A 26,288-nucleotide genomic window follows, 5' to 3' on the forward strand; every position below is an offset into this window, starting at 1 on the left:
CTGCGGGCGCGAAAGTCGCCACAGAGACCCGACCTCGCGATTACGAAACCTTGTGGCCTACATCGCTAGAACAGGAAATCATCGGCGTTGAGCGAGGCTTCGATCGTGTTCGCCAGGGTGATGCTATCCCCCCCGCCCAGCTCGATGACCACATTGCCGAACCCGTCATCAACCGCCGCAGCCTGAACATCCGCGAAACTGTCGAAGACGCCGTTATAGACCGAAAGGTCGATGACGTCCCCGGCGCCGGCGCCGCCCTCAAAGCCGATGATCAGATCGTCATCGGCGCCCGGCGCATAGACAAAGACGTCGTCGCCGGAATTGCCGCGCAGGGTGTCATTGCCCGAGCCGCCGTCCAGCGTGTCATTGTCGTTTCCGCCGCGCAGATCGTCATTCCCGGCCTGGCCGAACAGCATGTCGTCGCCGGGATTGCCTTGAAGAAAGTCGTTACCATCCCCACCCAACAACGTGTCGGCGCCCTCATTGCCTTTTGCGAGATCGTCATCGATCCCCGAGGAAATAAGATCGTTTCCGGCCTCACCCTTCATGGCGTCATCGCCCGACGCCCCGCGGATCTCGTCATTGTCGAGGCCGCCCGCCAGCGTATCGCCGCCAGCGCCACCACGAATATCGTCGTCGCCGGAATTGCCGCGGATCACGTCGCGGCCATAACCGCCCAATACCGTGTCATTGCCGGCGCTGCCGCGCAGATCGTCATTCTCCGACCCGCCGTCGATATAATCGTCGCCATTGTCGCCATAGATCAAATCAAAACCGGCGCCGCCCTCAATCGTGTCGTTATCGCCGCCGCCGCGAATGGTGTCGTCGCCTGACAAGCCATAATAAACGTCCGCGCCGTCCAGAAGGTTGATGTTATCGTCACCGCCGACATAAGAGACGCCATAAAGGCTGGATTCAAAGCCATAAATCACGTCTGCGCCGCTGGTCGGCGCCAGCACCGGCAAACCCGCATCAGCAAGAATCGCGAGATCGAGCGCAGATAAAACGAGACGCTGACCGTTGAACAGCGAGGCGCCGAGCAGATCAATAGGAGAGGTTGCAATATGACTTGGTTCTGTATCCAGCGGAACATTTGAGCCATATACAGACACGGCCGTCGCGCCGGTAAAATAATAATCCCCACTTAATTGCTGTACTGAGAGATCGTAAACAGCCTTGTCCGTACCGGGCTCGGTAAGAAATGAAAGAAAGCCCAGCCCGTGCCCGATCTCATGCAACAACACAGTGAACAGATCGTATTTTGAAAACGGAACGCCGGGCTCATCTTCGCCGCCGTAATAAAACTCCTCGGCAAGAATGGAATCGAGATTGACGTCAATTTCAATATCCGCTGAACCGCCATTCAGATCGGCGCCAGTGTCGATTTCGTTGATCGTAACCGCTTGATATATGTCGGAGCCGCCGGAACTGCCCTGGAAAAAAAAGTCTGTGCCCGCCTGCGCTAATGTATCGCCGCCAAGTGAGACAATGTTGACGAGAACGTCGAGCGAGGCGCTCGCGTGAAAATCAAGATAGCGGCCCCAGTAATTCGCTGCGTCTTCAACCAGGCTCATTACGAGATCGACTTGCCCCTGACTGGCGCCGCTCGTATTCCCTTCGGCATACGTCCACATTTTCGGCAGGTCCTTTCGCGTTAACGCTAACTCTTCCGGCGGCGCGAAAATTCGAGCCTATCTTTGTTATTGCAACTCCGTGGCGCGGACATACGCCAATATAATGAGGCTTCTTCAAAACCATTAATACCCAGCCTTTAGCTGGATTTCCACACCCTTTTGCGCCGCAAGAGCCATAGAATCCGCCCCTCCGAAGCGGAGAGAAGGAGCCAAACGGCCGGCGCACACCTTTCCTGCCTGCCTCAGCCTGAGGGCAGGAGGCCGCCCGCGCCGACCCCCCGCTTTCAGGATTGCGGGCGCATGCAGGGGTTCAGATTGACATTAGGCCGCCCAGCCTCGCCGCCCGGCATGGCCATAGCAGCCGGCCTTGCGCAGACATGACATCTCTCTAGCTGACGTCATTCGCCTGCATATCGCTGATTATAGATGCGAAACGGGCGCCCGGCAGCAGCGGAACACATTGCTCAAGCAATCGCCGCCGCTGCGCAGGACGCGCGCTAAAAGATTATTGGGCTGCGCCTTGTTACGATTTAGGAGGCGTACTGAGCACACCTCCTATCGCAATCCCGTCATATGCTAGAACAGGAAATCATCGGCATTCAGGGAGGCTTCGGTCGTGTTTAGGAGCGTAATGCTATCCCCGCCGCCGAGGTCGATGACAACATTGCCGCCCACATCGCTCGCCGCCGCCAGGACGTCCGCGAAATTGTCGAAGACGCCGTTATAGACCGAAAGGTCGATGACGTCCCCGGCGCCGGCGCCGCCCTCGAAGCCGATGATCAGATCGTCATCGGCTCCTGGAGCGTAGACAAAGACGTCGTCGCCGGAATTGCCGCGCAGGGTGTCATTGCCCGAGCCGCCGTCCAGCGTATCATTGTCGTTGCCGCCGCGAAGATCGTCATTCCCGGCCTGACCGTAGAGCTCATCGTCGCCGGGATTGCCTTGAAGGGAGTCGTTCCCGTCGCCGCCCAACAGCGTGTCGGCGCCCTCATTGCCCTTGGCGAGATCGTCATCGATCCCCGAGGAAATAAGATCGTTTCCGGCCTCACCCTTCATGGCGTCGTCGCCCGACGCCCCGCGGATCTCGTCATTATCGAGACCGCCCGCCAGGGTGTCGCCGCCGGCGCCGCCGCGAATGTCATCGTCGCCCGAATTGCCGCGGATCACGTCGCGGCCAAAGCCGCCAAGGATAGTGTCGTTGCCGGCGCTGCCGCGCAGATCGTCATTCTCCGACCCGCCATCGATATAATCATCGCCATTATTGCCGAAGATCAGATCAAAACCAGCGCCGCCGGATAACGTATCGGCGCTGTCGCCGCCGCGAATCGTGTCGTTGCCGGCATTGCCGAGCAATTCATCCTCGTTCGCTGTGCCGTTCATCTCGGCGCCGCCGATCAGACTGGTGACCGGGCCCGTATTGTCCAGAAAATTCGTAGCGCCCGCCTGATAATCACTGGCCTCGATAGGACTGTTTCTGCCGTCCCAGATCGAAGCTTGCATTTCGTTATTTTCTTGCCAGGCAAAAAGGATCCGTCCGTCAGCCGTAACGCCAACGTCGCTATCCGCCGCGTTGCCTTCGGCAACATCGAAGACGGCGCCATTCGTCGCTCCGTCCGCATGAAAGGCCCGCGCACGCAGACCAAAGGATTCATCGTCCCAGAAGACAATGAACCCGCCGTCAGGCAACGCAACGACATCAGGTTCGTTTTCCCCGGCCGAAGTCCCCGCGATGGTGAAGGTCGTTGTGACGAGATTGCCCGCTGAATCGTAGACACGTCCCAGAATATCGCCGTTATTCGCATCGGTCTGGTTCCAGACCACCACAAAACCGCCATTTGCAAGTCCGGTGACGCGCGGCGCGGCGTTGTTTCCAGTCGCGAAGTTCTGGCGGTCAGCAACGTAGGTCCCGTCCGGCTGCAAAATGCGGATATCGATGCCGGGAACAGCGCCGTCAAACTCGCGATTGACGGTGACATAATTGCCATTCGACAGGATCGCAATGTCGCCCTGATCATCAACGTCGTTGCTGTTCTGGGCCGCGGCGAACTCACTGCTCACATTGAAGGTGGTCCCCGCCACATTCGTAAAGGTCACCGACACTGCGTTGATATCCGTGTCGACGCCAACCTCGTCGGTATAGGTCAACATGAAACTGTTATCGGTCAGATCGAGCGCGATCTGCGGGTTTCTCAGATTATCACCGGCTATGTTCTCATCGGCGACCTGACTGAAAGAAACCGCATCTCCATTTGAGTCGAAGCGCTCCCAAATGATACTTGACCGGTCTGTGTCCGTGAGGTCGGCGTCGACATAAGCCACGATAAACCCGCCGTCATTTGTGGCGGCGATGTCGAAGTCACCCTCATCGTCGAAATTTCTGGCGTCGTTGATCTGAAACGGCGCACGGACGACATTGCCTTCAGCATCCAGAATGACGCCGACGATATCCGTTCCGTCGGCAGACCCGACGCCCTCGGAGAGTTCGTCCCATGCAATAAGAATATTGCCGTTCGACAACCCGATAATCTGCGGCTGGTTTTGACTGCCGGTCTCAGCGACGCCGGTATTCGCCTGGAATTCCGCCAGCCATTCATTTGGTGTAGCCATCATAATCTCCCATGTGGTTTTGCGACCCCGTCGCAAAATCTCACAACGAAACACTCACAACCTTCGAGAGCAAAAGTCAGGCCTCACCGGTCGATTTTCGTTTGCTCATGCTGAACCTGACCTCAGCGCAGCCCGCCTTTTGTTCATTAACTGAACAAGGCCATGTTTATATTAGGCTGTGGACCCAGTTTAACGGGAAGACGCCAGCGGCTAAACTAAATTAATGGTGAGGACTACTTATCCCGCAGGGCTTTTTCGCCCATCTGCGACATCGGCTTGATGATATAGGCGAGCACAGTGCGCTTCCCGTTAAGGATAGACACTTCCGCCGCCATCCCGGACAGGATCTTCAAATCGCCGGCGCGCTTGCTCGCAAGGGCGTCCGCCGCCGTCCTGACCGTAATATTGTAAAACCGCTCGCCGGTTTTTTCGTCCTCAATGGCGTCGGGGCTGATATTTTCGATAGTCCCATCAAGCGACCCGTAAACCGACGAGTCATAGGCGGTGATCGAGACCCGCGCTTCCTGGCCGATTTTGAGAAACCCGATATCAGCCGGTTTGATCCGCGCTTCGACCAGCAGCGTATCCTCACTCGGCACCAGTTCGACGATGGTTTCACCCGGAGATACAACACCGCCAATGGTTGCAACCATGACGCGATTCACAACGCCCGCCACCGGCGCGCGCACATCCGTACGGGCGACCTTATCCTGAAGCGCCGGCAGTTCGCCTTTCAACTCTTCAAGTTCGGCTTTCGCCCTATTGAGTTCATCCGCCGCCGTGGCGGAAAAGGTCTTCCGGATGCGCTGGATTTCACCTTCGGCTTCACCGATCTCCAACTCGATACGGCTGACTGCGATTTCCGCGCGCTGCACCTCTCCCCTGGCGGCGGCGTCCCGCTGACGCGCGCGCAATAACTCCACCTTCGGTTCGATCCCGCGCGAGACCAGCCGTTGCATGATCTCATGTTCTTCGCTTGCCAGCGTATGCGCTTCTTTCGCGGTGACAAGCGCCACACGCGCATCGTCATGGGCCTTTTTGCGCTGGCTCAATTTCTTTTCTTCAATCTCAAGCGAGGCGAAGAGTTCGGCCTGGCGGGCTTCATATAGCTGGCGCTCATTGGCGACAACGCGCGGCGCCGCCTCAACGAAACCCTTCGGAAACTCCAGCGGCGCCAGCGCCGCCTCCGCCTCAAGCCGCGCGATTTTCGCAGCGAGCGTATTGTAGCCCTCTTGTCCTTGTTCGAAGGCGACATTCATCTGCGTCGGATCGAGCTTGACGAGAATATCACCCGCCGCCACCTGATCGCCGGCGGAAACAAGGATCTCCTTGACGATGCCGCCTTCGAGATATTGCAGCTCCTGCAACTGGTTTGATGTAACGACCCAGCCCTGTCCCCGGGTTACGCGGTCGAGCTTGGCGAGCGACGCCCAGACCAGGGTGACCACAACCAGCCCGCAAATGAGATAGAGCAAATATTGCGCGGCCTTCGCCGGCTCAATCGGCATCGCCTCGTCAATTTCCGGAGCCGCATCAGCGCGCATATGTGTTGTCAGATCGCGTCCCGTCATCTTACGCCGCCCTCGTCGTCGAAACGAGTTTTGGCTTCGACGTCGTAATGCGTTTGGCCTTTAATTGCCGCGCCGAGGCCATGGCGCGCATCACCGTATCGCGCGGCCCGTCCACAAGCACACGGCCGCGATCGAGCACGATGATTCTGTCCACGAGGCGCACCATCGACATGCGATGAGTGACAATCAGGATTGAGCGTCCGCGGGTTGCGTGTTCGAGGCGCGCGATAAGCGCGGCTTCGGCCTGCGCATCGAGCGCGCTGGAGGGCTCATCGAGCAACAGGATCGAGGGTTTGGGCGCCAGCGCCCGGGCGAGCGCAATCGCCTGACGCTGGCCGCCGGAAAGTCCCTCCCCGCGCTCGGTCAAGTGCTGGTCGTAGCCGCCGGCTGTGGCGCCGACAAAATCGTGGACGCCGGCGATCCTCGCCGCCTCCAGAATGTCTTCATCGGAAATATTATCCAGACCGAGCGCGATGTTTTCGCGGATGCTGCCCGAGAAGAGACACACATCCTGAAGCACCGCGCCGATATTCCCGCGCAAATCCGCCGGGCGGAGCTGGCGGATATCCGTATCGTCGACCAGCACGGAGCCTTCCGTAGGCTGATAAATGCCAGTGATCTGGCGCACAATGGTGCTCTTGCCGGAACCGTTTTTCCCAAGGATCGCCACCCGCTCGCCGGGTTCGATCACAAAGGAAACATCGTCCAGCGCCTTTGTCGTGACGCCCGGATAGGAGAAACTCACATCGCGGAATTCAATTTTGCCTTGCAGCTCCGGCCGCGACAGATATTGGCGCGTCGCGTCGGTTTCGCTTTGCGCCGTCATCAACAGATTGAGCGATTTGTATGACGCCAGCGCGCCATTGACGCGGCTCAACAGCGAAGCAACCTGACCCAGCGGCCCCATGGCCCGGCCCGTCAGAATGACGCAGGCGATCAGCGCGCCCGTGGTGATTTCATTGGCGCCGACCAGAAAGACGCCGACAACGACTACACCAACCTGGCTCGCCTGCTGCGCAAGGCCGGAGGCGTTGACCGCGAACTGGTTGAGGAAACGGCCGATGGCGGAAATCTTTGCGTGACGCGCGACCCCCGACCGCCAGCGCGCACGCATCAGCCCGTCCGCCTTGACGCTTTTGATGGTTTCAAGCCCGCCCAGCGTTTCAATAAGCACCGCATTTTTATGATGGCCTTCGGCCATGGCCTGCTGCGTGCGCTTCATGATCAGCGGCTGGATGATAATGCCGGAAGCAATCGCCATCAGAACGCCGATCAGCGGGATCAGGGCGATCGGTCCGCCAATGAGGGCGATGGCGCCGATGAACAAAAAGATAAAGGGCAGGTCGACAATGGTGACCAGCGTCGCCGACGAAAAGAAGTCGCGGAGATTTTCAAATTCCTTGACGAGGCCCGCGATGGCGCCCGTGGCACCGCGCCGCGCATCGAGACGCATCGACATCAGATTATCGAAAACGCTGGCGCCAACGGTCGCGTCGAGGCGCTGGCCGGCGATATCGATGAAATAACCGCGCAGCGACTTTAGAAGGAAATCGAAAATATGCGCGAGGATAACGCCGATGGTCAACGCCACCAGCGATTCAATCGCCTGGTTCGGCAACACCCGGTCGTAAACCGTCATGATGAAAAACGAAGAGACGAGCCCGAGAAGGTTGACGACCGCCGCCGCCAGCACCGTTTGACCGTAAATCTTGATGTTGTCGCGCAACGGGCCGAACAGCCAGTGCGACGTCGGGACGATATCCTTCAGGAAACTCGACTTTTTCATTGCGCAGCCCCGAAGACAGCGTCTTCGTAATCGGTTTGCGGCGAAAACAGGCGGAGGAGATCGCCCGTATATTCCATCAACGCATAATTCGCCATGTCGCGGCCGGAAAGGGCGATGACATAAGCGACGCCGGCTTCGAAATAGTCGTTCTCCGCTTGCAGCACATCGATAAGATCGCCGCGCGAGAGTTTGTAGCGCTCCAGCACCAGATCGCGGGTCAGGTCATGAGCGATTACGGCGTCGGCAAGCGCGGCGAGACGCTCATCGGCGCCTTGCAGCCGCTCATAAGACATCGCCGCTTCACGGGCGACATCCTGACGGGCTTGCGCCTCATTATACTGTTCGCGTTTTGCGCGCGACCGGGCGATTGAAATCTCCGCCGCGCGGGCGCCGCCTCCAAAAATATTGTAATTAACCGTAACGCCGGCGCGCACATCGAAATCATCGCCCGTATCGAAGACATCATATTTGACTGCATCGACGGCGAGCCGCACTTCCGGCATGCGCGATGACCTCGCCGCCTTGAAGTCAGCCTGGCGCGCTTGCGCGCGCGCCTCGGCTGCTGCAATTTCCGGATTCTCATCCAGCGCCGCAGCCACAGCCTCGCTGCGGCCCGTCAGGTCTGGCGTCGAAAGCCCGGGACGCGCCAGCATGGGCGGCGCTTCACCGAAAAATTCCTCATAGCGCACATCCGCCAGCCGTTTGCTTTCATTGATCTCGGCAAATCGTGCGCGCGCCGCGGCGAGACGCGCCTGGGCCCGCGTAACATCGGCCCGTGATCCCGCTCCGAGACGCTCGCGTTCTTTCACATCGGAAAGAATGCTCTCCTGACGCTTGATGAAATCAAGACTGAAGGCGGCAAGCCCCTGATGCGCGGCGACATCGTGATAGGCGGTGAGCGCGCCCAGAGCGAGATCGTTAATCCGTGTGCTCAAGGCGCTGCGATATTCCGTATCGAGGGCGCGAGCGCTGCGAATGCGATTGATCGTGGCGCCGCCGTCGAAAATCAGCTGCGACGCGGAGACGCCAGCCGTAAACTGTTCACGAGGGCGTAGAGATTCGACCACATTGTCCGTATCGGCTGCAAAATCGCGGGTCAGCGAATAGTCTCCACGCAATTGCGTCGACAATTGCGGGTAGAGCGCCGAACGCGCCTGACGGCGCATGGCGCCCGCTTCATCGAGATTTGACGCCTGCGCGTGATAGGCGGGATGGCGCCCAACTGCGCGCCGGATGGCGGCGTTAAAATCGCCGGCGGCGCCTTGCTGAGCAACGAGATAACCGGCGGCGCCAAGCGCCTTTTCAAGTTTTGGATCAACACTGGCGCTACGCGCGGCGGCGCGGTCGACAAGCTGCGCGGGTTGAGCAAGCGACGCTTTCTGGACGGGCGCGGCCGTATCATCCGGATAGACGGACCCGTAATATTCCGGCTCTTGGGAAGTCGCGAATGCAGGGCTTGAAAAAACTGCGCATAATGCGGCGCCAGAAAGAAAAATCGTCTGCAGCCTTATCATTATACGCACCTGTTCAACTACACGGTCATTGCTCCCCCGGAAGCAGCGATCACCGTTAAGGTTAACCAAAACCTTATTAGGACGAGATCACTGAAAAAGGCTTAATTCGGCGGACCAACTGCCGGATTGAACGTAGGAATGGAAATGAAACTTTCTTAAAATATCGCCGCGAAGGATTTAATTAGTTTTTAACGAACGGCGGCCGGCACCGTTTCGGCGTTTAAGAAATCAGGTTTGAAATTAAAAATCAGGGAGCGTTCCGGCCGCGATCATGGCTTCAATGCTGGCGAAACAGCCATACCCAATCGCGGCGCCGATCAGCATTGCGACGATTATGAAAAATTCTTCACGCAAGTTCAGCAAGTCATATTGCTTCAGTTTCCACAGGAAATAAGGCGCCGCCGCCGCCTCGGAGAGACAGAAAACGATGATCAGGGCCATGGGCCCGAAATTCAAATAGGCGACAGGCCCTGCAACCGCGATCCAGGCGAGCCTGACCGCATTGCTGACCAGTGCGACTTTGACAAAGCCCTTGGTAATGATCGCCTGTTCGGCCGGCAGGGAGCTCAACCTGACCAGCGGGGCGAGGCAAAGCAGAGACAAGTAAAATCCGGCGCCGAGATATTCGGAATTATAAAGGATGCGGACGAGCAATTCGCCGCCGCCGATCAGCCCGCCAATGCCAAAGGCGAAGAACAGCGTGACCGGACGGCGCGCGGCGTAATACATGTCTTTCGCCAGCTCGGCGCCCTTCCGGTTGGCCTCGGCGAAGCGCGGAAAAAACACGCGGATCACATATTCTCCCGAGACAGTCACCACAGCGGCGCTTAGCGTCGTCGCGATCGTAAACTTCCCAAGCTCCTCCAAAGGAAAATACCGCGCCATCACGACCGTATTCGTCTGGGTCAGGATCAGCGTAATAACGCTTGATGGAATGATGATGCGCCAGAACCCCCAGAGGTCGCGAATATGCGCAGGGTCGAGCCGGAACCGCACGGGCGGTCCTTTCAATAGAAAATAGCTCGAAAAGAACGAGAAAAACGCGTTGACGAACATCGCGACAATGATCGCCCAATAGCTGCGCAGAATGAACGCGGCGACAATCGTCGTGATGGTGACAAGAAGAAACCGGATGAATTCCAGGACGGTGAGCCTGACCACCCCGCGATTGCGCTCTGTCGTCTGATAGGCGAGGCTCGAAAAAGCCTCAATAATAAAGGGAAAGGCGCAAATGCGGATCGCCGTCGCAATCTCGGGCGCCTTGTACATATCAGCGAAGACACCGGCGCCGACAAACATGATCGAGAAGATCACCATGTTGCGCATCAGGCGCACGGTCCAGACGGACTGCATCAGCTCATCGCCGCCATGCTCGTGCCGGATGATATAGGCGCGAAGACCCATGTCGGAGATCATGACGAGAATAAACGAAACCGATGAGACGATGCCGATCACGCCATAGGCCTCAGGCGAGAGAAGCCGCGTGACAATCATGCTGCTGCCAACCCGCAGCAAGAGCTGCAGGAAGTGGGAGACGATCAACAGGCTTGAACCGTCACCCAGCGCAGGACGAATGCGCGCGACGACCGATCTTATTTCACCGACGGCGGACAAAACGCGCTCCATAAGGAACCGGGCCGGAAGGGGCCGGCATGGGGGGGCTATCCGCCGTCTGGGAAGGAGCTGACGCAATGTCGTCTGTTTGATCCACAACCTCATCCGGTTGCGACGCCGCGAGCCTTTGCGTTTTCAGAATGCGCGCCTGTGCGATCAGAACAGCCAGAATGAGATATCCGTAGTGAGGCACCTGTCCGACCAGACTGATCGTTCCGATCAAGACAAGATATCCTCCCTGGAAAGCGATCAGAAAAACGAGAGACCGGCGCTGCTCGTCTTGCGCTGGCGTCAGCTCGCGGTGTCCGGGCAATTCTTTTAGTTCCTTGAGCGCCGCCGCCGCCCCGAGGGCATGCGCGCCGACAAGGGCGCCAAGCCCCACCATTCCATAAAACAATACGATCTGGATATACGCATTGACGAGATCGATAATGCCTTCGCCCTGACGAAGATGCTGAAAGCGGGGGAGGTTGAAGATATCGCTTGAGCCGAAAAGCGGGCGCTCCTGGATTTGCGCAACGCTGGTCCGGATCAGTTCCGCCCGGTAATTCATGGTGCCATATTCATCGTTCAGCACATCACTATCGCTGAAGATCAGATTGAATCCGACGATGACGCAGATAATCGCGGCGACATAGGCCAACCGGCGCAGCGCGGCGCTGCCGTAGTAGAAAATAAAGTAAGCCCCGATGCAGGCGATTGCAGCAAGCCAGCCCCCGCGGGCGCCGGTGGCGAAGCAGGTCAACCCAGACGCCCCGATGCAGATATAGGCGAAGAGCGGGGAAATCTGTTTTCGCGCTTTCAACATGAACGCTAGCACTATCCCGGCCGCAGTGAGCGCCGCGAGCAATGACGGGATCACCGTCGCGCCAACACGCAACAATCCGTTTCTGACATCGAAATAGGCCTTGCCGAAGCTGCTGTCGCCGATGGAGGCGTAATAGTTCCAGTGGCGCAACGTGCTGATCACGCCAATCATCGCCAGCAACAGGAACGACGCAAACAGAGCCCGCAACGCCCAGTCAATATCTTTCTGGGTGACGAGCGTTCTGCTGATCGCGATGTAGGGCAAATACACCAGCACAAACAAATCAAAGATTGTCCGCAATACGCTAGTGAACGGAAGATCGCGGAAAGACATGACGCCGGTGAACAGCACGAAAAACAACAAGAGATTTTCAACGCCGCGAAAGTGCGGCGGCGCCCGCGAAAACAGCGCCTTCACGAATGCCGGGCCCAACAGAACAAGCGCCGCGAGCTTCTGGTAATCCAGAGAAACCAGATAATTCAGCCCTATCATGGGCACGTCGTAAACCAGCCCCGCAGGCAGGGCCGCCATCACAGCGATATAAAGATAAACCGCGCCGCGCGGGCTCACCGAACCAAACACCGCAAGCATGATGAAGAGCGCAATAAAAGCGACCGACGCTTCGGACAGCAAAAACGCGATCGCCGCCGCAACCACCCAGGCGCCGCACACTGCTACTGTGAAGGGCTTATCCTCCTTGGGCATCAGCACCAGAACGAGAAACGCAGCAAAAACGGTGAGCGCAATGGCGACGATATTCGGATTCATGACAGCGCCGCCTTTTTCCGCGAGGCGCGGTCTGAAACTTCGCCGTAAAAGGCTTCGGCGCGCTCAGCGATTGCGTCGGGTGAAAAAAGAGTCACCGCCGCTTCGCGGCCCTTCGCGCCCAACCGCGCAGCAAACTCATGGTCGTCCACACAGCGCCCGATCCGCTGCGCCAATTGCTCGGCATCGCCAGGCGGCGCAAAGAGAATTTCCTCACCGTCAGTGAGATATTCGGTAAGCCCCGGCGTCGCCGTCGCCACCGCGGGCGCGCCGAGAGCAAGCGCTTCGACGGCGGCGTAGGAAAAGGTCTCGAACCGTGACGCCGTGAGATTGACGAGCGCGCGCCGGCGCAATCGCGCGATCTCCTCGCGGGGGACCGGGCCGAGAAAGTCTATCCGTTCACGAACAGAGGGCGAGACATGGGCGCGCGCATAATCCGCGAATTTCAAAATCGTCCCGTCGGGCGCACGCAACCCATGATCAGCGCCCGCCATCACAAGCCGGAGATCCGGACGAGTTTTCCCAACACTTTCGAACGCCTTGAGCGCAATATCGGCGCCTTTGACCGTATCGAAGCGGCCAACAAACAGGATCGTATTCCGGTCGCAGCCATCAAGCGTCCAGCACTCTTCCGCAGGCGCAATGTCGACCGGATTTGGATAGGCGGCGCATAGGGGAAAATTTGCGCTATAATGCGAAGAGACAGCATCGCGCAGGGCCGTTGACGGAAAAGAGGCGGCGGTCGCTTCCCTGAAGGCGTGGCCTTCTTTTCTTTCGCGGCGTCGGTCGCTCCGGTCGAAAGGCGGCTGATGCACCAGATAGTGCGGCCCGTGAGCGCGTAAAATCACCGGCGCGCCGGTGGCGCCCACGCTATAGCGTGCAAGACCAAAGCTCTCCTCGGCTTCAAAGATATCCACCGGGCGCTCCCGGTCGGCCGCGACCAGCGCATTGGCTACCCCTTGCCCGAACAGATTGTAGTCGAATGACCTAGCGCCCTCGAGCTTGTGGCGCACCCGCCGGAGCAACTTTTCCGCCCCGTTTAGTTGCGGCGTCTGCAGGCGCCTCATGCGAGGGTCATCAACCGTCCCCATCGGCCACATGGCGATCACAATGCATTCATGCCCCCTGCGCTCCAGCGCACGGGTCATGATGTCGACATAAGTGGCAATGCCGTTTTGCGCCATGGATGGCGGCCAGAGAGGCGTCAGAAAGGCGATTCGCATGAGCCGGAGCGCTGAGGTTGAAAAAAGGGTAACACACTAACCGCCGACTTTGGCCGCCATTGCGAAAGGAATGGTTAACAGCCAGTTTCCCCGGCCGCTTAAAAGATGGAATAGGGGAGCCGGATGACACTGGTCAACGGGTTGAAAAAGAAGAAAAAATAATTCTCGCGGTACCGGCTCCGGCGCGCCCGCCGGCATGCGCGCCGGAAAGACTTTTTGACACAAGCGGTTCTTCCAGATCACGCCGGAACAGATCGGGAGGAGGAGCATGGCTCGCCGACACGCACCAGCCATCCGGCCCTCCATTCACCGCGTTTTTCAATCCGGTCGTCGGATGACCACTTTCCATGCCGCGCGTTCACTGAAAGGTTGGCCACGAAAGTAACAGTAGATTTGAAGCTTCATGAACCGTGGCGATGACCTCATCCTGATCGGCGGCGCGCCGCGATCGGGCACAACGCTTTTACGCGCGATCATTGGCGCCAGCAGCAATATTTTTTGCGGGCCAGAATTGCGGACGATCCCGTCATTATGCGCCCTCTGTGAAAACATCACCGCCGCCTCCGGCCCTGCACTCTCACGAGGCTACGGCGTTGACGCCAACCGCGTAGACGCCGCCGCCGCGACGGCGATCGCCGCTTTTCTGGCGCCGGCGAAACAGACATCCGGCGCCGTGCGCGCGGCGGAGAAAACCCCGACCAATATTCTGCATTTCCCGACTCTGCGCCGCCTGTTTCCGGACGCTTATCTGATCAGCATCGTGCGCGACGGCCGCGATGTCGTTTCCTCACTGCTGCAAATGACCTGGCGGGACGACCGCAGCGGCGAGCCCATGGCGGTCACCCGATCGCCGCACATTGCCGCCAATCTTTGGGCCGCCAGCGTCGCCAATGACGAGGTCATGGCGGGCGACAAGCGGTTCTACTCCCTGCGCTACGAAAATCTTGTGCGCTCGCCAGCAGAGGAAATCGCAAAACTTTTCGACTTTCTCGGCGAACCGACGCCAAACCTTGCGCTTTATCACGACCAGACATTCGACGTGCTGGAAGGCGAGAACGAAGCCAGCGCCGCACGCGTCGCCGAGCCCATCGACGCCACCGCGATCGGCCGCTGGCGCAAGGATCTCGCTCCCGGCCAGCTCGCCAGCGTGAAGGCGGCGGCGGGGCCATGGCTTGACCGCTATGGTTATGTCTGAGCCGTCTGACCAACACCACAAAGACGGGGCGAAACAACTGGGAGCAGGGCTTGTTTTCGCTGGCGGCTGTCCGCGCAGCGGCCTCACCCTGTTGCGCAAGGTCATCGCCCGCCATCCCCGCATCCTCGCCGGCCCCGACACCGGCGCCGCGCCCTCCATCGCCTTTCAGTGGCGCAATTACGCGCAATCTCTCGGCGGCCTGCATGAGAAATACTTCGACCTGCAACCGGATTATGTCGCCGAAACCATGGGCCGGTTTCTCGAAACCATTTTACGCGCCGAGGGCGAAAGCCGCATCATCGTAGAAAAGACAAGCCTCAATGTCGCCGCCTTCGAAGCGCTCGCCGTCATCCTGCCGGCGGCGAAATTCATTCATGTGGTGCGCGATGGACGAGACGTCGCAACCTCCCTTCTGGAGCGAAGCTGGCGCGACCCGGCGACCGGTCAGCCCTTCCCCCATGTCAGCGACCGCAAGGCGGCGATTGGCTATTGGGCGGGTCTCGTCGCGACGGGCCTCGCTGCGGAAAAGACGCTCGAGGACCACGGGCGCATCTTTCGGCTGCGCTATGAAGACCTCGCCGTGCGGCCCGAAAGCGCCATGAAAGCCGTTTGTGAGTTTCTCGATATCGACTGGCCCTCAGGCGAGCCTTTGCGCCCGCCGCTGGCCAATGAGGACTATATCGGCCTTGAGCGCGACAGCCTGCCGATGATGCTCGGCCCCATGACCTCTTCGCGGATTGGGCGTCATCGCCGCGTCCTTCAGCCAGACGTCATCCGGCAGCTGGAAGACGCCGCCAGACCCGCGCTCACGGCGCTGGGCTATCTTTAAAAATACGACTTGAAAATGGTACCGCCTGGTGGTCTCGAACCACCGACCTCTAGATCCACAATCTAGCGCTCTAACCTACTGAGCTAAGGCGGCCCTTGGTGTTCCCGGCGCAGGATGACGGCGAAAAAACGCTGGCGGCTTTTCGCAGCCTGCTTGGGAAGGCGCGGAACCTACGCGCCAGCGCCCCTTATTTCAAGCGGGCCTGAAGCGTTTTTCAGCGCTTTTTCCGCCTCTGCAAAACGGGCGTTAAGAGCCCGATTTGATGAGCGCGATCTCTTTTTTGAGCTGGGCGATCCGGGTGGCGTCCGACGGGTGGGACGACATGAATTCCGGCGGGGCGCCATTCTTCTGGGCCGACATTTTCTCCCAGAACTTGACCGCCTCGTTCGGATTATACCCGGCGCGGGCCATATAGCGGACGCCGAATTTGTCGGCTTCCAGCTCATGCTTGCGCGAGAACGGCAACAGGACGCCATATTGCGCACCGAGGCCAAGAGCCTGAACCGCGGCTGTGGAAACCTGACCGCCGCCGGCGATGGCGCTGCCGGCGCTCAGCGCGGTCTGGGCCGCCGCTGTCTGGCTGTAGCGTTCGCCTGAATGATTGAAATTCACATGCGCGACTTCATGGCCCATCACCGCCGCGATCTGCGCGTCGTTTTCCATGATGTCGAGGATGCCGGTGTAGATGCCGATCTTGCCGCCGGGCAGCGCGAAGGCGTTGATCTGATCGGATTTGAAGACCCGCACTTCCCATTCCGCCGGATTGCCGCCCGCCGCGCGAATGATCTTCGGCGCAACCCGGTTCACCCGGTTCACATATTTCGCTTCGGTGGTGATCGGCTCTTTCTGCTTCAGGTCCGTCCAGGCGGAGCTGGCGAGCTCGGCCATCTGGCCCTGACTGACAAACAGAAGCTGGTTGCGCCCGAGCGTTTCATTATAGGCGCAGGCGCCGGCGAGCAGCACGCCCGCGAGCGCGGCGGCGCGCGCCGCATAGCCGCGCCATCCGCGTGTCGAATTTGTTTTTAGTAAGGATTTCATGTGGTTCCTCCCTGACGCCCCAAAACCGCAGCGTGTATCTGAATGCGAGCATAAGCCATCGCCGCCCCGCCCTCAATGCGAGAGACGGAACGGATTTTCGAATACATAACCCCTGATCAGGGTTCGAGTTCGCAATCCCAGTAGAGGAAATCCTGCCAGCTCTCATGGAGATAATGCGGCGGGAAGGCGCGGCCGCGCTCATTCAGTTCGAACATGGTGGGCCGCTTCGGCGAGCGCGCGGGAAACATCTTCGCCTGCTGCGGCGTGCGCCCGCCCTTTTTGATGTTGCAGGCGCTGCACGCGGCGACGATGTTTTCCCAGGTGGTGCGCCCGCCCTCGCAGCGCGGCCGCACATGGTCGAACGTCAGATGATCGCGCGCGGTCGAACCGCAATATTGGCAGGTGAAACTGTCGCGCAGAAAAACGTTAAAGCGCGTAAAGGCCGGCGCACGCGAATGACTGACATAGCTTTTCAGCGACACCACCGACGGCAGACGCATTTCAAAATTCGCGCTGCGCACTTTGGTGTCATATTGCGCGACCACATCGACACGATCGAGGAACACGGCTTTCAGCGTGTCCTGCCACGACCAGAGCGAAAGCGGAAAGTAGCTGAGCGGGCGGAAATCCGCGTTCAACACCAGCGCAGGACAGCCATCAGGTGATCGCAACGCAAGGGTCATGACGACCGCCTCACTGCGAAGGCCCCTGGAAACCGAAGATTCTGACTCAAACTCGTGAAAGCGGGATCTCCCCTGCTGTCGTGACAGTTTAGCCGGTTCATTTCCCTTCTGCCTATAACTGATTCTGCATGACAGAAGTTTGAAGGTTTGGGGGATATTTTCGCAACAGTCTCAAAAATCGCTTAAATTGGTTGGCGGCCGCGCAAATGCGCATAATAAGTCCAGAGAATATGCGCCGCGACGCCGCGATAGGGACGCCATTTCGCCGCGCGGGAATCGAGAAATTTCATGTCGGGCTCAGGGCCGCGAAGCCTTGTGGAGCGATAGGCGCCGAGCAGCGCCACATCGCCCGGCGGCCAGATATCGACGCGGCCTTCGCAGAACAAGAGATAGATCGCCGCGGTCCACGGCCCGATTCCCTTGACCTTTTGCAGCGCAACAGATGCGTCCTGATCGCCGAGGCGCGCCAGTTTTTCTTCGTCAATCTCACCCGACGTCCAGTGTTCGGCAAGCGCGGTGACATAGCGAACCTTGGGGCCGGAGAGGCCGAAACTGCGCAATCCGTCCTCACCCTGACGAAGGGCGTGCGCCGGGTCAGCGCAGTCCATTCCCGCCTGACAGCGCGCCCAGATCGCCTGCGCGCTCGGCACCGACACCTGTTGCTCGACAATGATGCGAAACAGCGCCTCGAATCCGCCGGAACGGCGGCGGATATGCGGTTCGCCAATTGCATCGAGCGCGCGGGCGAGCGACGCGTCTTTTTTAGCGAGCGCCGCACAAGCTTCGGATGTGTCGCCGAAAACGTCGAGGCGGTTGGTCATCTAAATGTTTCTCGCCTTCATTTGCCGCGGGCTGTTCTCCCCCTTGAAAAGGGGGAGTGGCGGCCGGGGGTGAGAGCCCCGGACGTCGAGGGGGATCATAGACAAAAGCCTTTTGATCCCCTCCGTCGCCCCTGATCAAATCAGGGACGACACCTCCCCTTTTCAAGGGGAGGAAACACCGCCCTGCTGGCTAGCAGCTTCTTTCCTCAAATACAGCGCTTGTTCAGAAATGGCATCAATGACGCCTTCAAGGTTTTTATAAACTTCATCATTCCAAAAGCGCAGAACCGTAACGCTCTTCGTTTCTAAAAAACCGGTTCTTTGCTGATCTTTTCGCAAAGCATTTTCTTGCCCATGCTGATCGCCATCAAGTTCGACACAGAGCTTTATTTCTGCGCAATAAAAATCGAGAAAATAAGGCCCGACAGGATGCTGCCTTCGAAAACGAAGCCCATTCAGCTGACGACCTTTCAACCTAGACCACAAAAGCACTTCGGCAGGCGGCATATCTCTTCGCATATCCTGCGAACGTTTTGTTTTGCCTGGAGTGCGGTCAAAACGAGTCACGTTGCGCTTCACCACGCCTCTAATATTTGCACTCTTCAAACAGCTTTTTCACATCGCCATTAAGGTCGCCAAGGAAATGCGACGCCGTAAACTCGCCCATGGTGACGCCGCTTTTGGCGATCTTGACGAGCGGGTCGAGATAGGTCGTCTCGTCTTCTTTCAGATTGCCCATGCGCGCGCGTCTCCGGAGGCCTTCACGGGAAATTTCGAGAACTTCCAGCGCGATATCTTGCACCGTGCGCCCGCCGACTTCAGCGCGAAACCCGATTCTTGCGGCGTCATCGCGCAAAGCCTCGCGCATCTCCGTCGTCCAGTCTTTTGCGACATCCCAAGCGGCGGCGAGCGCATCGTCGTCATATAACAACCCGACCCAGAAGGCCGGCAGCGCACAAATGCGCGCCCAGGGACCGCCATCGGCGCCGCGCATTTCAAGAAATTTTTTCAGACGCACTTCGGGAAACGCCGTGGACAAATGATCTTCCCAGTCTTCCATAGTGGGCCTGTCGCCGGGCAAGGCCGGTAATTTTCCGTCCAGAAAATCGCGGAAAGATTGTCCGGCGGCGTCGATGAACTTGTTGTTCCGGCGCACGAAATACATCGGCACATCGAGCATGTAATCGCGATAGCGCTCAAAGCCGAACCCGTCGTCGAACACGAAATTCAAAAGCCCGGTGCGGTCAGGGTCGGTGTCGGTCCAGATATGCGCGCGCCAGGATGCGTAACCCGAGAGCTTTCCTTCATAGAGCCCCGAATTGGCGAACAACGCCGTCGCAATCGGCTGCAGCGCGAGCGAGGTTTTGAACTTCATCGCCATGTCGGCTTCCGACGAGAAGTCGAGATTGACCTGCACCGTGCAGGTCCGGTGCATCATGTCGAGGCCGAGATCGCCGACCTTGGGCATATAGTTGCGCATGATTGTATAGCGCGCCTTGGGCATGTGCGGAATTTCCGCCCGCGTCCAGGTCGGCGTGAAACCCATGCCGAGAAAGGCGACGCCCAGGGGATCGCAAACCTTTTTCACCGCTTCGAGATGACGATGCACCTCGTCACAGGTCTCATGAATATTTTCAAGCGGGGCCCCGGACAGTTCGAACTGCCCGCCAGGCTCCAGACTGACGCTGGCGCCCTCGCCTTTCAGGCCGATGGGGTTGCCGTTTTCGGCGATAATATCCCAGCCGGTTTCCTGCCCGAGTTTTTCAAGAATGGCGCGGATGCCCGCTTCGCCTTCATAGGGAACGGGCTTCAGCGATGTGCGGCAGAACACGAATTTTTCGTGCTCGGTGCCGATGCGCCACTCGTCTTTGGGCTTGCAACCGCTCGCCAGATATTCCGTCAACTGGTCAAGGGATTCGATTTTCGGCGACAGGCCGGTCTGTTCATTCGCAGTCGTCACATCACTCTCCGGCAGATGCCGCTATAGCTTTATCCCGCTCTATCCCCTGAAAGCCGGAACGCCAAGCATTAAGACCATCACGCTCTCGCGACGTTAAGGTTTGCGCCAGTCGCCGAGCGCCGCCTGCCACAACACAAGCGCTGCAATCGCTGCAGTATCGGCGCGCAAAATGCGGGGCCCGAGCGTCGCCGGCGTCACAAATGACTTCGCTCTCAGTTCATGGCGTTCGCTGCCGGAAAAGCCGCCCTCCGGGCCGGTGAGCACCGACCAGCTGTCAGCATTGCTATCGGCGTTCTTTAGAGCATCTAACACTGGCAGCGCGCGGCCTTCGCGCCCGCCCCATTCTTCGGTCTCGTCGTCGCCAGCCTCGTCGCAGAACAAAAGACGCCGGTCCTCCGGCCATTCATCCAATAGTTTTGCAAACTTAATTGGTTCGCCTACGGAGGGAATGGTGAGCCGGCCGCATTGCTCCGCCGCCTCGGTAGCGATCGCCTGTAACCGGTCGATATTGAGTTTCGGCGCGACCGTGCGTTCGGTAAGGACGGGCTGAAGGCGCGCGGCGCCGACCTCCACCGCTTTTTGCACAATGGTTTCAAGGGGGCCGCGCTTCACCGGCGCGAAGCACAAGGTCAAATCCGGTTCCGGTTCCTGATCGCGAGTCTTCTCACCCACCTGCGCGGCGCCGGCTTTCTTTCGGAACTCGATAATTTTCGCGGCGAACTCACCGTCCTTGCCGTTGAACAGGCGAACCTCATCGCCTTCCGCCCGGCGCAGAACATTTTTCAGATAATGAACCTGTTCCGCCGACAGCGGCGCGGGAAGGCCGGGATGCAAAGGCCCGTCGATATAAAGGCGTGGAATCATCGTTTCGTTTTTGTCTCCGTTCGCTCCCCGCAAATGCAGGCAGGTTTTCCTCATATGGACAAAACGTACTTTGCACAGTGAACGGCGCCACGCTACATCATGGCGATGAATAACCCAGCCGCCCCCATAGCCACGCCTGACGCCGTTCCCGGCAATTGGGTCGCCCGCGCGCCCGGCTTCGCGCAGCCTTATCTGCGGCTCATGCGCGCCGACCGGCCCGTGGGCACATGGCTGCTCTTGATTCCCTGTTTCTGGGGCCTCGCGCTCGCGGCCGCCGCCGGTTACGCAGGGCTTCACCTGATCTGGTATGCCGCGCTGATGTCCGCCGGCGCCTATGTCATGCGCGGGGCGGGCTGCGCCTATAACGACATTGTCGACCGCGACTTTGACGCCAAGGTGGAACGCACGGCGCTCAGGCCCATCCCCGCCGGACAGATTTCCGTAAAACAAGCCTGGGGCTTTCTGGTTTTTCTCTCCTTCATCGGCCTCGCTGTCCTGTTGCAGTTCAACCGCTTCACGATCTTGCTCGGCGTCGGATCGCTGGCGCTGGTCACCGCCTACCCGTTTATGAAACGCATCACCTGGTGGCCGCAGGCCTGGCTCGGCCTCACCTTCAACTGGGGCGCGCTTGTCGGATACGCCGCCGCGTCGGGAACACTCGAGCCTCAGGCCTTCGCAATCTACGCCGCCGGAATTTGCTGGACGCTTTTTTACGACACCATCTACGCCCATCAGGACACGGAGGATGACGCGCTGATCGGCGTCAAATCGACGGCTCTGCGGCTCGGCCGGAAAACACTGCCCGCGCTTGGGCTCTTCTTCGCGATGACCATCACTCTCTTCGCCCTCGCCGGGACGCTCATTCACGCCCATGTGCTTTATTATGTCATGCTGTTGCCGGCGGCCGCGCATTTCGTCTGGCAGTTGAAACATCTCGATATTCACGACAGCAATATCTGCCTCGGCCTGTTCAAATCGAACCGCAATGCGGGGCTTCTCCTGCTGCTCTCGCCGCTTTGTGAACTCGCCATCCGTTCTCTTTGACCGGCGGAACCGTTACATAGCAGACCTTGTTGACGCTCAAGCCTGCGAGGACTACGCACATGCCCCGACTGACCCGCCGCCATTTGACTCTTTCCCTTCTGGGCGCGGCTGCAGGCTGCGGCGTGCAAACACAGGATAAAGCAATGGCCAAAAACCCCGATCCGTCTTCCATTCCCGATTACGACAAATGGCAGCTTTCCAATGCGGAGTGGAAAGAGCGCCTGTCGCCTGAGGCCTATTCGGTGCTTCGCCGCGAGGCGACGGAGCGCGCAGGCACGAGCCCCCTCAACGAAGAAAAGCGCGAGGGAATTTTCGCCTGCGCCGGCTGCGGGTTGGATCTTTTCAAATCCGATACGAAATTCGAGAGCGGCACCGGATGGCCGTCTTTCTGGGACTATATTCCCGGCGCGCTTGGCACCAAGACCGACATCAAGCTGATTGTTCCGCGCACCGAATATCATTGCGCGCGCTGCGGCGGCCATCAGGGCCATGTCTTCAAGGATGGTCCGGCGCCGACCGGCCTGCGCTATTGCAATAACGGCGTCGCGCTGACCTTCAAGCCCGCCTAGGTTCATTGCTGTCCCTTTGGGCTCAGCGCTTTCACGCGCGCATTCAACTCCTCGATCAGCACCGCCTGGATCTCCGCCGTCTCCACGAGACGCTGAATCCATTCGCCCGTGGTCAATTGACCGTTGACCGGATCGAACTCCGCTTCGTTCGGCATGGCGCTGAGATGGCGCTTGTCTTTCCAGTGCTGCGCATAGCCATCGAGGGTCAAGGGATCATAGGGCGTGCCAACGCGCGCAGCGAATTTGCGCATGGGCGCGTGCAGGCGCGGCTCCACCCGCGCCGGGGTTTTTTCGCGCTGGCTGACAAGGCCGGTTTCCGGGTCTTCGATATCTTCAAAGGTTGCGCGGACATGGCGATCTGGCGCGCGCGCATCCCATTTCGCCTGGTCGATAACGCCGTCGATAAACTGATCGAAGACATAGCAACTCAATAGAGCGTTATTGTCATAGACCGCCTCGGCGTTGATCGCGCCTGCGCCCTTGTCGCCGCCGGCCGGGGCGCCCACAAGAACACCCCCGCCCTGTATGTCGAGCTTGGCGCCGGGACTGTTGACGCCGACGCCGAAATCGCCGCTGGCGTCGCAAACAAAGCAATCGTCATTGCCGGCGAAGGAACAGTTTCGCGCCGCCGTATTGTTTCCCACATGAATGTCAAAACGCGCGACGCCGGTGGTGTTCGTCGTGCGAAAGAAACGAAACAAAGCGTTGCTGGTTCCGTCCTGCGGATCGGGAACGAAATCGATCAGCGCCTGACCGCTGGCTGCGGTTTTCGAAATCACCGCCTGACTGGCGCTTTCATCGGATAGCTGGAGATGGCTTCCCGCCGTATCCTCAAGTCGCAGCGCCGCATCCGTATCCTGAATATGCAGATGCGCGGCGGGCGCGCCGAGAAGGCCGACATAGCCGTTATCCTTGTCGATAATCAGCGCTTCGGTCCATGCCGCCCCGTCTGCGCTCACCTTCACATGAAAATCATCATCGCCCGCGAGACCGAATTCTGCACGCCCCGATGCGCCTGTCTGAAAAAGCAGGGCGCCGGTATCGCCCGCTGTGTCCTTGTTGATTTTCACCTGACAATCGCCCGAGCCGGGCGTGACGTCATCATGATTGAACAGCACGGCGTCCGACTTCACCGCGAGCTTGTTGGTCGCATCGGCTATCGTGTTGACGCCGAACTTCGTCGCTGTTTCCGGTGACCCGCCTGTGATCGCGCCCCAGGCGGCGCCGTCAAAAGCGACAAATTCATCGTCATCGCTGACCCACAGACGCAAGCCCTCAAACGGCGCAATCCGCGCCCAGGCGCCGTCCTGATAGGCGACGAGATCGTGTTCTGCGTAGATGTCCCACGCAGCGCCGCTGGCGCCGGACGGCAAAATATAAGCGTCGCCGTCCGCAGGGGAGCCCGGCTCCGCCGTTGTCGTCCGCGACAAGACAACGCCCTGCACCAGCGCATCGAGACGCCGGAAGGTTTCATTCACGGTCACATGTTTTTGCGCCTGACTGGGCGCCACATAGGAAAGGGAAAGGCGGGGAGATTGCTCCATCAACCGGCTCCGAAAGCTACGCAAAATTCAACTGCGCGCATCTTAAGGCCGCTGGCGAAGTGGTGGATAACTATTCACCAACACTGGAAAACATGCCCGAATTCAACAGATATGATGAAATTTCCCGCGCGCCGATCAACTTATTGGGGCGCAAAAATTTGCCCCTGCGGCGGATCGCTTTATATCCCCGATGAACAGCAAGGAGACGATCATGCAAGACGGCGCACAAACGACCGCAGCGCAAGGCGCTGATAAAAATCTCGACATGGCGGTGACTTTCCTCGAAGGGCTCGCGGAAAAAGCGGCCGCCTATTTGCCGAGCGTTGTCGGCGCGCTGATTGTGCTGATTGTCGGCCTCTGGGTTGCGGGCCGGGTCAAAAAGCTTGTCGCCGCAGGCCTCGGACGGTCCGGCAGGATCGACGAAACGCTCAAAGGCTTTTTATCTTCGTTGGTGCATTACGGGCTGATCGCGCTGGTCCTGATCACGACGCTGGGCATTTTCGGCGTGCCGACCACAAGTTTCGCCGCCATCATCGGCGCCGCCGGCCTCGCTATCGGTCTGGCGCTTCAGGGAACGCTCGGTCACGTCGCGTCAGGTGTGATGATGCTCGGTTTCCGCCCCTTCGATGTCGGCGACTATGTGGAGGCCGCAGGCGTCGCCGGGTCTGTCAAACATATTGGCCTGTTCACCACTGAACTGGCGACCCCCGACAACAAGAAAATCATCGTTCCCAATGGAAAGATCTTCGATGACGTCATCACGAATTACTCGGGATACGCCACGCGCCGCATCGATCTCATCTTCGGCATCTCCTATGCGGACGACATTGACAAGGCGATGACGCTGATCAAATCGGAAGTCGAGAAAGACAGCCGCGTTCACGCCGATCCGGAACCGGTGTTCGAAGTCGACAGCCTCGGCGATTCTTCCGTCAATATTCTCTGCCGCGTATGGATGGACCGCGCCGATTATTTCGGTGTGAAATGGGCGCTGACAAAGGCCGTGAAACAGCGCTTTGACGCTGACGGCGTCTCTATCCCCTTCCCTTGCCGCTCCGTTTATATGGAAAACGCGGCCTAGCGCCGGGCGCGCTTTAACGCAGCTGATCATCAGACTTTTCCTGTGAAATTCCTGATGATCAGGCGCTTATCCCGCATAACAGAACATTTTTCACCATGCAGAAATCCGGCTTGTCAAGCCGGTTTATTCTTGCGCAATTTTCAGAAAATGTTTTGCATGCCGCAAATTCCTGATGAAATTCCGTATACGGTTTGAATTGGAATTAACACGAATGCCGTACGCTCCCGGAACATGATTCAATCAGACCTTGTGCGGCGAACGCCTTTCAGGGTCAAAAAAGCAAGGCCGCAAGGGAGCATCTGAATGTCACGTAGCCATCCTCTTTCACTTAAACGCGCGCTTGCGCTTTCATGCGCTTGCGCGTTTGCTGTATCCGCATGCAGTTCGCATGGCACGACGCGCGTTTCGACCCTCGGTCAGACAAGCAGCATTGAAAAAGCAGGGCCGCAAGGCCCTCAAGGTCAGCAAGGACCGGCGGGAGCCCAAGGTCCGGCCGGCGCCGATGGCGCAGACGGCGGCATCAATATCGGTGAGACTGACCCCATGATCATCGCCGGCACCTCGCGAAATCTCCTCCGTGGAATATCGCCCGAAGCCGATGAAATCACCGGAACGATAATTGGTGTTGCGGACGAGACTGGTCAGACCTTGTTACAGACCGACACCGGAGACCTTTATTCTCTCGTTGACGCCAATGCGGTGCTCGGCGACGTCATCACCGCATCGCTGACGGACGCCACCCTTCTGGGGAATGGAGACTCGCTCCTCGGCGTCAGCCTTCTTGCGGGCGAACAGCAGGGTGGAGACGCGGTAACCCTGGGCATAGGTTCTGGCGGCGAGCTCCTTACCTTTGACCAGACTGTAACATCTGACCCTGAAGGCGTTCTCAGCGGCGCGTTGGCGTCGACGACCGGCGTAACCGAAGTCCTGCCCGTCGGCGGCCTCGGTGGTGATGTGGTCGGCGATCTTACAGGCGACCTTACGGGCGATATTGGCGGCGGCCTGACCGGCGATATCACGGGCGACCTCACCGATACTGTTGGCGGCATACTCGATGACCCGACAGGAACGCTGGAAGACACCGTCGATACTGGCGGCAGTCTGGTTGGCGGCCTTCTCGGCAACAACTAACACACAT

The 26,288-nt window shown here is 59.0% G+C and carries 21 protein-coding genes and 1 tRNA gene; 6 read left to right on the forward strand and 16 right to left on the reverse strand.

Features of this window, described 5'->3' with window-relative positions:
* Window positions 1–65: 65 nt before the first annotated feature.
* The 8 genes from ACFOOP_RS03335 to ACFOOP_RS03370 form a co-directional block, all read right to left on the reverse strand.
* Window positions 66–1,634, reverse strand: a complete 1,569-nt coding sequence (locus tag ACFOOP_RS03335) for a calcium-binding protein (RefSeq protein WP_379879446.1) — start codon at window positions 1,632–1,634, stop codon at window positions 66–68.
* A gap of 576 nt (window positions 1,635–2,210) precedes the next feature.
* Window positions 2,211–4,244, reverse strand: a complete 2,034-nt coding sequence (locus tag ACFOOP_RS03340) for a calcium-binding protein (protein WP_379879447.1) — start codon at window positions 4,242–4,244, stop codon at window positions 2,211–2,213.
* A 230-nt stretch (window positions 4,245–4,474) separates the two neighbouring features.
* Window positions 4,475–5,812, reverse strand: a complete 1,338-nt coding sequence (locus tag ACFOOP_RS03345; RefSeq protein ID WP_379879448.1) for an HlyD family type I secretion periplasmic adaptor subunit — start codon at window positions 5,810–5,812, stop codon at window positions 4,475–4,477.
* A gap of 1 nt (window position 5,813) precedes the next feature.
* On the reverse strand, window positions 5,814–7,598 hold the full coding sequence (locus tag ACFOOP_RS03350; RefSeq protein ID WP_379879449.1) for a type I secretion system permease/ATPase: 1,785 nt from the start codon (window positions 7,596–7,598) through the stop codon (window positions 5,814–5,816).
* Window positions 7,595–9,112 carry a TolC family protein gene (locus ACFOOP_RS03355; RefSeq protein ID WP_379879450.1) on the reverse strand — a complete coding sequence of 506 codons (1,518 nt, stop codon included), beginning with the start codon at window positions 9,110–9,112 and terminating at the stop codon, window positions 7,595–7,597. Before ACFOOP_RS03355 ends, ACFOOP_RS03350 begins: the two co-directional genes overlap by 4 nt.
* Window positions 9,113–9,352: 240 nt before the next feature.
* The gene (locus ACFOOP_RS03360) at window positions 9,353–10,726 is read right to left on the reverse strand and encodes an oligosaccharide flippase family protein (RefSeq protein WP_379879451.1); all 1,374 of its coding nucleotides are present in this window, start codon (window positions 10,724–10,726) and stop codon (window positions 9,353–9,355) included.
* Window positions 10,710–12,302, reverse strand: a complete 1,593-nt coding sequence (locus ACFOOP_RS03365; protein WP_379879452.1) for an O-antigen ligase family protein — start codon at window positions 12,300–12,302, stop codon at window positions 10,710–10,712. The genes ACFOOP_RS03360 and ACFOOP_RS03365 overlap by 17 nt, the downstream gene beginning before the upstream one ends.
* Entirely contained in the window at window positions 12,299–13,522 is a 1,224-nt protein-coding gene (locus ACFOOP_RS03370) for a glycosyltransferase family 4 protein (protein WP_379879453.1), read from the reverse strand. Before ACFOOP_RS03370 ends, ACFOOP_RS03365 begins: the two co-directional genes overlap by 4 nt.
* Before the next feature lie 403 nt (window positions 13,523–13,925).
* Here ACFOOP_RS03370 and ACFOOP_RS03375 point away from each other — a divergent pair, with 403 nt between their 5' ends.
* Together ACFOOP_RS03375 and ACFOOP_RS03380 are read left to right on the forward strand one after the other, a co-directional pair.
* Window positions 13,926–14,717: a sulfotransferase family protein gene (locus ACFOOP_RS03375; protein WP_379879454.1), complete on the forward strand. Its 792-nt coding sequence runs from the start codon at window positions 13,926–13,928 to the stop codon at window positions 14,715–14,717.
* On the forward strand, window positions 14,710–15,546 hold the full coding sequence (locus ACFOOP_RS03380) for a sulfotransferase family protein (protein WP_379879455.1): 837 nt from the start codon (window positions 14,710–14,712) through the stop codon (window positions 15,544–15,546). The genes ACFOOP_RS03375 and ACFOOP_RS03380 overlap by 8 nt, the downstream gene beginning before the upstream one ends.
* A gap of 16 nt (window positions 15,547–15,562) precedes the next feature.
* Here ACFOOP_RS03380 and ACFOOP_RS03385 read toward each other — a convergent pair.
* The 7 genes from ACFOOP_RS03385 to ACFOOP_RS03415 form a co-directional block, all read right to left on the reverse strand.
* Window positions 15,563–15,639: transfer RNA gene (locus tag ACFOOP_RS03385), tRNA-His, on the reverse strand.
* 153 nt (window positions 15,640–15,792) lie between these two features.
* The gene (locus tag ACFOOP_RS03390) at window positions 15,793–16,584 is read right to left on the reverse strand and encodes a M48 family metallopeptidase (RefSeq protein WP_379879456.1); all 792 of its coding nucleotides are present in this window, start codon (window positions 16,582–16,584) and stop codon (window positions 15,793–15,795) included.
* Between the two features lie 116 nt (window positions 16,585–16,700).
* Window positions 16,701–17,267: an HNH endonuclease gene (locus ACFOOP_RS03395; RefSeq protein WP_379879457.1), complete on the reverse strand. Its 567-nt coding sequence runs from the start codon at window positions 17,265–17,267 to the stop codon at window positions 16,701–16,703.
* Between the two features lie 182 nt (window positions 17,268–17,449).
* A complete protein-coding gene (locus tag ACFOOP_RS03400; protein ID WP_379879458.1) occupies window positions 17,450–18,088 on the reverse strand; it encodes a DNA-3-methyladenine glycosylase family protein in 639 nt (212 codons plus the stop codon).
* 162 nt (window positions 18,089–18,250) lie between these two features.
* Window positions 18,251–18,667: an endonuclease domain-containing protein gene (locus ACFOOP_RS03405; protein ID WP_379879459.1), complete on the reverse strand. Its 417-nt coding sequence runs from the start codon at window positions 18,665–18,667 to the stop codon at window positions 18,251–18,253.
* Between the two features lie 7 nt (window positions 18,668–18,674).
* Window positions 18,675–20,048: a glutamate--cysteine ligase gene (locus ACFOOP_RS03410; RefSeq protein WP_379879460.1), complete on the reverse strand. Its 1,374-nt coding sequence runs from the start codon at window positions 20,046–20,048 to the stop codon at window positions 18,675–18,677.
* Window positions 20,049–20,141: 93 nt separating this feature from the next.
* Window positions 20,142–20,912: a 16S rRNA (uracil(1498)-N(3))-methyltransferase gene (locus ACFOOP_RS03415; protein WP_379879461.1), complete on the reverse strand. Its 771-nt coding sequence runs from the start codon at window positions 20,910–20,912 to the stop codon at window positions 20,142–20,144.
* Window positions 20,913–21,017: 105 nt separating this feature from the next.
* Between ACFOOP_RS03415 and ubiA the strand changes: the two genes are divergently transcribed.
* On the forward strand, window positions 21,018–21,956 hold the full coding sequence (gene ubiA, locus ACFOOP_RS03420) for a 4-hydroxybenzoate octaprenyltransferase (RefSeq protein ID WP_379881494.1): 939 nt from the start codon (window positions 21,018–21,020) through the stop codon (window positions 21,954–21,956).
* A 143-nt stretch (window positions 21,957–22,099) separates the two neighbouring features.
* Window positions 22,100–22,525 (forward strand): peptide-methionine (R)-S-oxide reductase MsrB, encoded by a 426-nt coding sequence (gene msrB / locus ACFOOP_RS03425; RefSeq protein WP_379881496.1) that lies wholly within the window; start codon window positions 22,100–22,102, stop codon window positions 22,523–22,525.
* A gap of 2 nt (window positions 22,526–22,527) precedes the next feature.
* Here the strand turns inward: msrB and ACFOOP_RS03430 are convergent, their stop codons facing one another.
* A complete protein-coding gene (locus ACFOOP_RS03430; RefSeq protein WP_379879462.1) occupies window positions 22,528–24,069 on the reverse strand; it encodes a DUF2793 domain-containing protein in 1,542 nt (513 codons plus the stop codon).
* Window positions 24,070–24,280: 211 nt separating this feature from the next.
* Between ACFOOP_RS03430 and ACFOOP_RS03435 the strand changes: the two genes are divergently transcribed.
* Together ACFOOP_RS03435 and ACFOOP_RS03440 are read left to right on the forward strand one after the other, a co-directional pair.
* Window positions 24,281–25,150: a mechanosensitive ion channel family protein gene (locus ACFOOP_RS03435; RefSeq protein ID WP_379879463.1), complete on the forward strand. Its 870-nt coding sequence runs from the start codon at window positions 24,281–24,283 to the stop codon at window positions 25,148–25,150.
* A gap of 303 nt (window positions 25,151–25,453) precedes the next feature.
* A complete protein-coding gene (locus ACFOOP_RS03440; RefSeq protein WP_379879464.1) occupies window positions 25,454–26,281 on the forward strand; it encodes a hypothetical protein in 828 nt (275 codons plus the stop codon).
* Window positions 26,282–26,288: the final 7 nt, after the last annotated feature.

The sequence above is a fragment of the Hyphococcus aureus genome, assembly GCF_042643165.1.
In the GTDB taxonomy this organism is placed as follows: Bacteria; Pseudomonadota; Alphaproteobacteria; order Caulobacterales; family Parvularculaceae; genus Hyphococcus; species Hyphococcus aureus.

What these genes read in the sequence shown, in the direction of transcription:
- msrB (WP_379881496.1), top strand. Translation starts at nt 22,100, where the DNA reads ATGGCCAAAAACCCCGATCCGTCTTCCATTCCCGATTACGACAAATGG.
- ACFOOP_RS03355 (WP_379879450.1), bottom strand. Translation starts at nt 9,112, where the DNA reads ATGATAAGGCTGCAGACGATTTTTCTTTCTGGCGCCGCATTATGCGCA.
- ACFOOP_RS03435 (WP_379879463.1), top strand. Translation starts at nt 24,281, where the DNA reads ATGCAAGACGGCGCACAAACGACCGCAGCGCAAGGCGCTGATAAAAAT.
- ubiA (WP_379881494.1), top strand. Translation starts at nt 21,018, where the DNA reads ATGAATAACCCAGCCGCCCCCATAGCCACGCCTGACGCCGTTCCCGGC.
- ACFOOP_RS03430 (WP_379879462.1), bottom strand. Translation starts at nt 24,069, where the DNA reads ATGGAGCAATCTCCCCGCCTTTCCCTTTCCTATGTGGCGCCCAGTCAG.
- ACFOOP_RS03390 (WP_379879456.1), bottom strand. Translation starts at nt 16,584, where the DNA reads ATGAAATCCTTACTAAAAACAAATTCGACACGCGGATGGCGCGGCTAT.
- ACFOOP_RS03440 (WP_379879464.1), top strand. Translation starts at nt 25,454, where the DNA reads ATGTCACGTAGCCATCCTCTTTCACTTAAACGCGCGCTTGCGCTTTCA.
- ACFOOP_RS03415 (WP_379879461.1), bottom strand. Translation starts at nt 20,912, where the DNA reads ATGATTCCACGCCTTTATATCGACGGGCCTTTGCATCCCGGCCTTCCC.
- ACFOOP_RS03335 (WP_379879446.1), bottom strand. Translation starts at nt 1,634, where the DNA reads ATGTGGACGTATGCCGAAGGGAATACGAGCGGCGCCAGTCAGGGGCAA.
- ACFOOP_RS03345 (WP_379879448.1), bottom strand. Translation starts at nt 5,812, where the DNA reads ATGACGGGACGCGATCTGACAACACATATGCGCGCTGATGCGGCTCCG.
- ACFOOP_RS03370 (WP_379879453.1), bottom strand. Translation starts at nt 13,522, where the DNA reads ATGCGAATCGCCTTTCTGACGCCTCTCTGGCCGCCATCCATGGCGCAA.
- ACFOOP_RS03400 (WP_379879458.1), bottom strand. Translation starts at nt 18,088, where the DNA reads ATGACCAACCGCCTCGACGTTTTCGGCGACACATCCGAAGCTTGTGCG.
- ACFOOP_RS03350 (WP_379879449.1), bottom strand. Translation starts at nt 7,598, where the DNA reads ATGAAAAAGTCGAGTTTCCTGAAGGATATCGTCCCGACGTCGCACTGG.
- ACFOOP_RS03395 (WP_379879457.1), bottom strand. Translation starts at nt 17,267, where the DNA reads ATGACCCTTGCGTTGCGATCACCTGATGGCTGTCCTGCGCTGGTGTTG.
- ACFOOP_RS03340 (WP_379879447.1), bottom strand. Translation starts at nt 4,244, where the DNA reads ATGATGGCTACACCAAATGAATGGCTGGCGGAATTCCAGGCGAATACC.
- ACFOOP_RS03380 (WP_379879455.1), top strand. Translation starts at nt 14,710, where the DNA reads ATGTCTGAGCCGTCTGACCAACACCACAAAGACGGGGCGAAACAACTG.
- ACFOOP_RS03365 (WP_379879452.1), bottom strand. Translation starts at nt 12,302, where the DNA reads ATGAATCCGAATATCGTCGCCATTGCGCTCACCGTTTTTGCTGCGTTT.
- ACFOOP_RS03375 (WP_379879454.1), top strand. Translation starts at nt 13,926, where the DNA reads ATGAACCGTGGCGATGACCTCATCCTGATCGGCGGCGCGCCGCGATCG.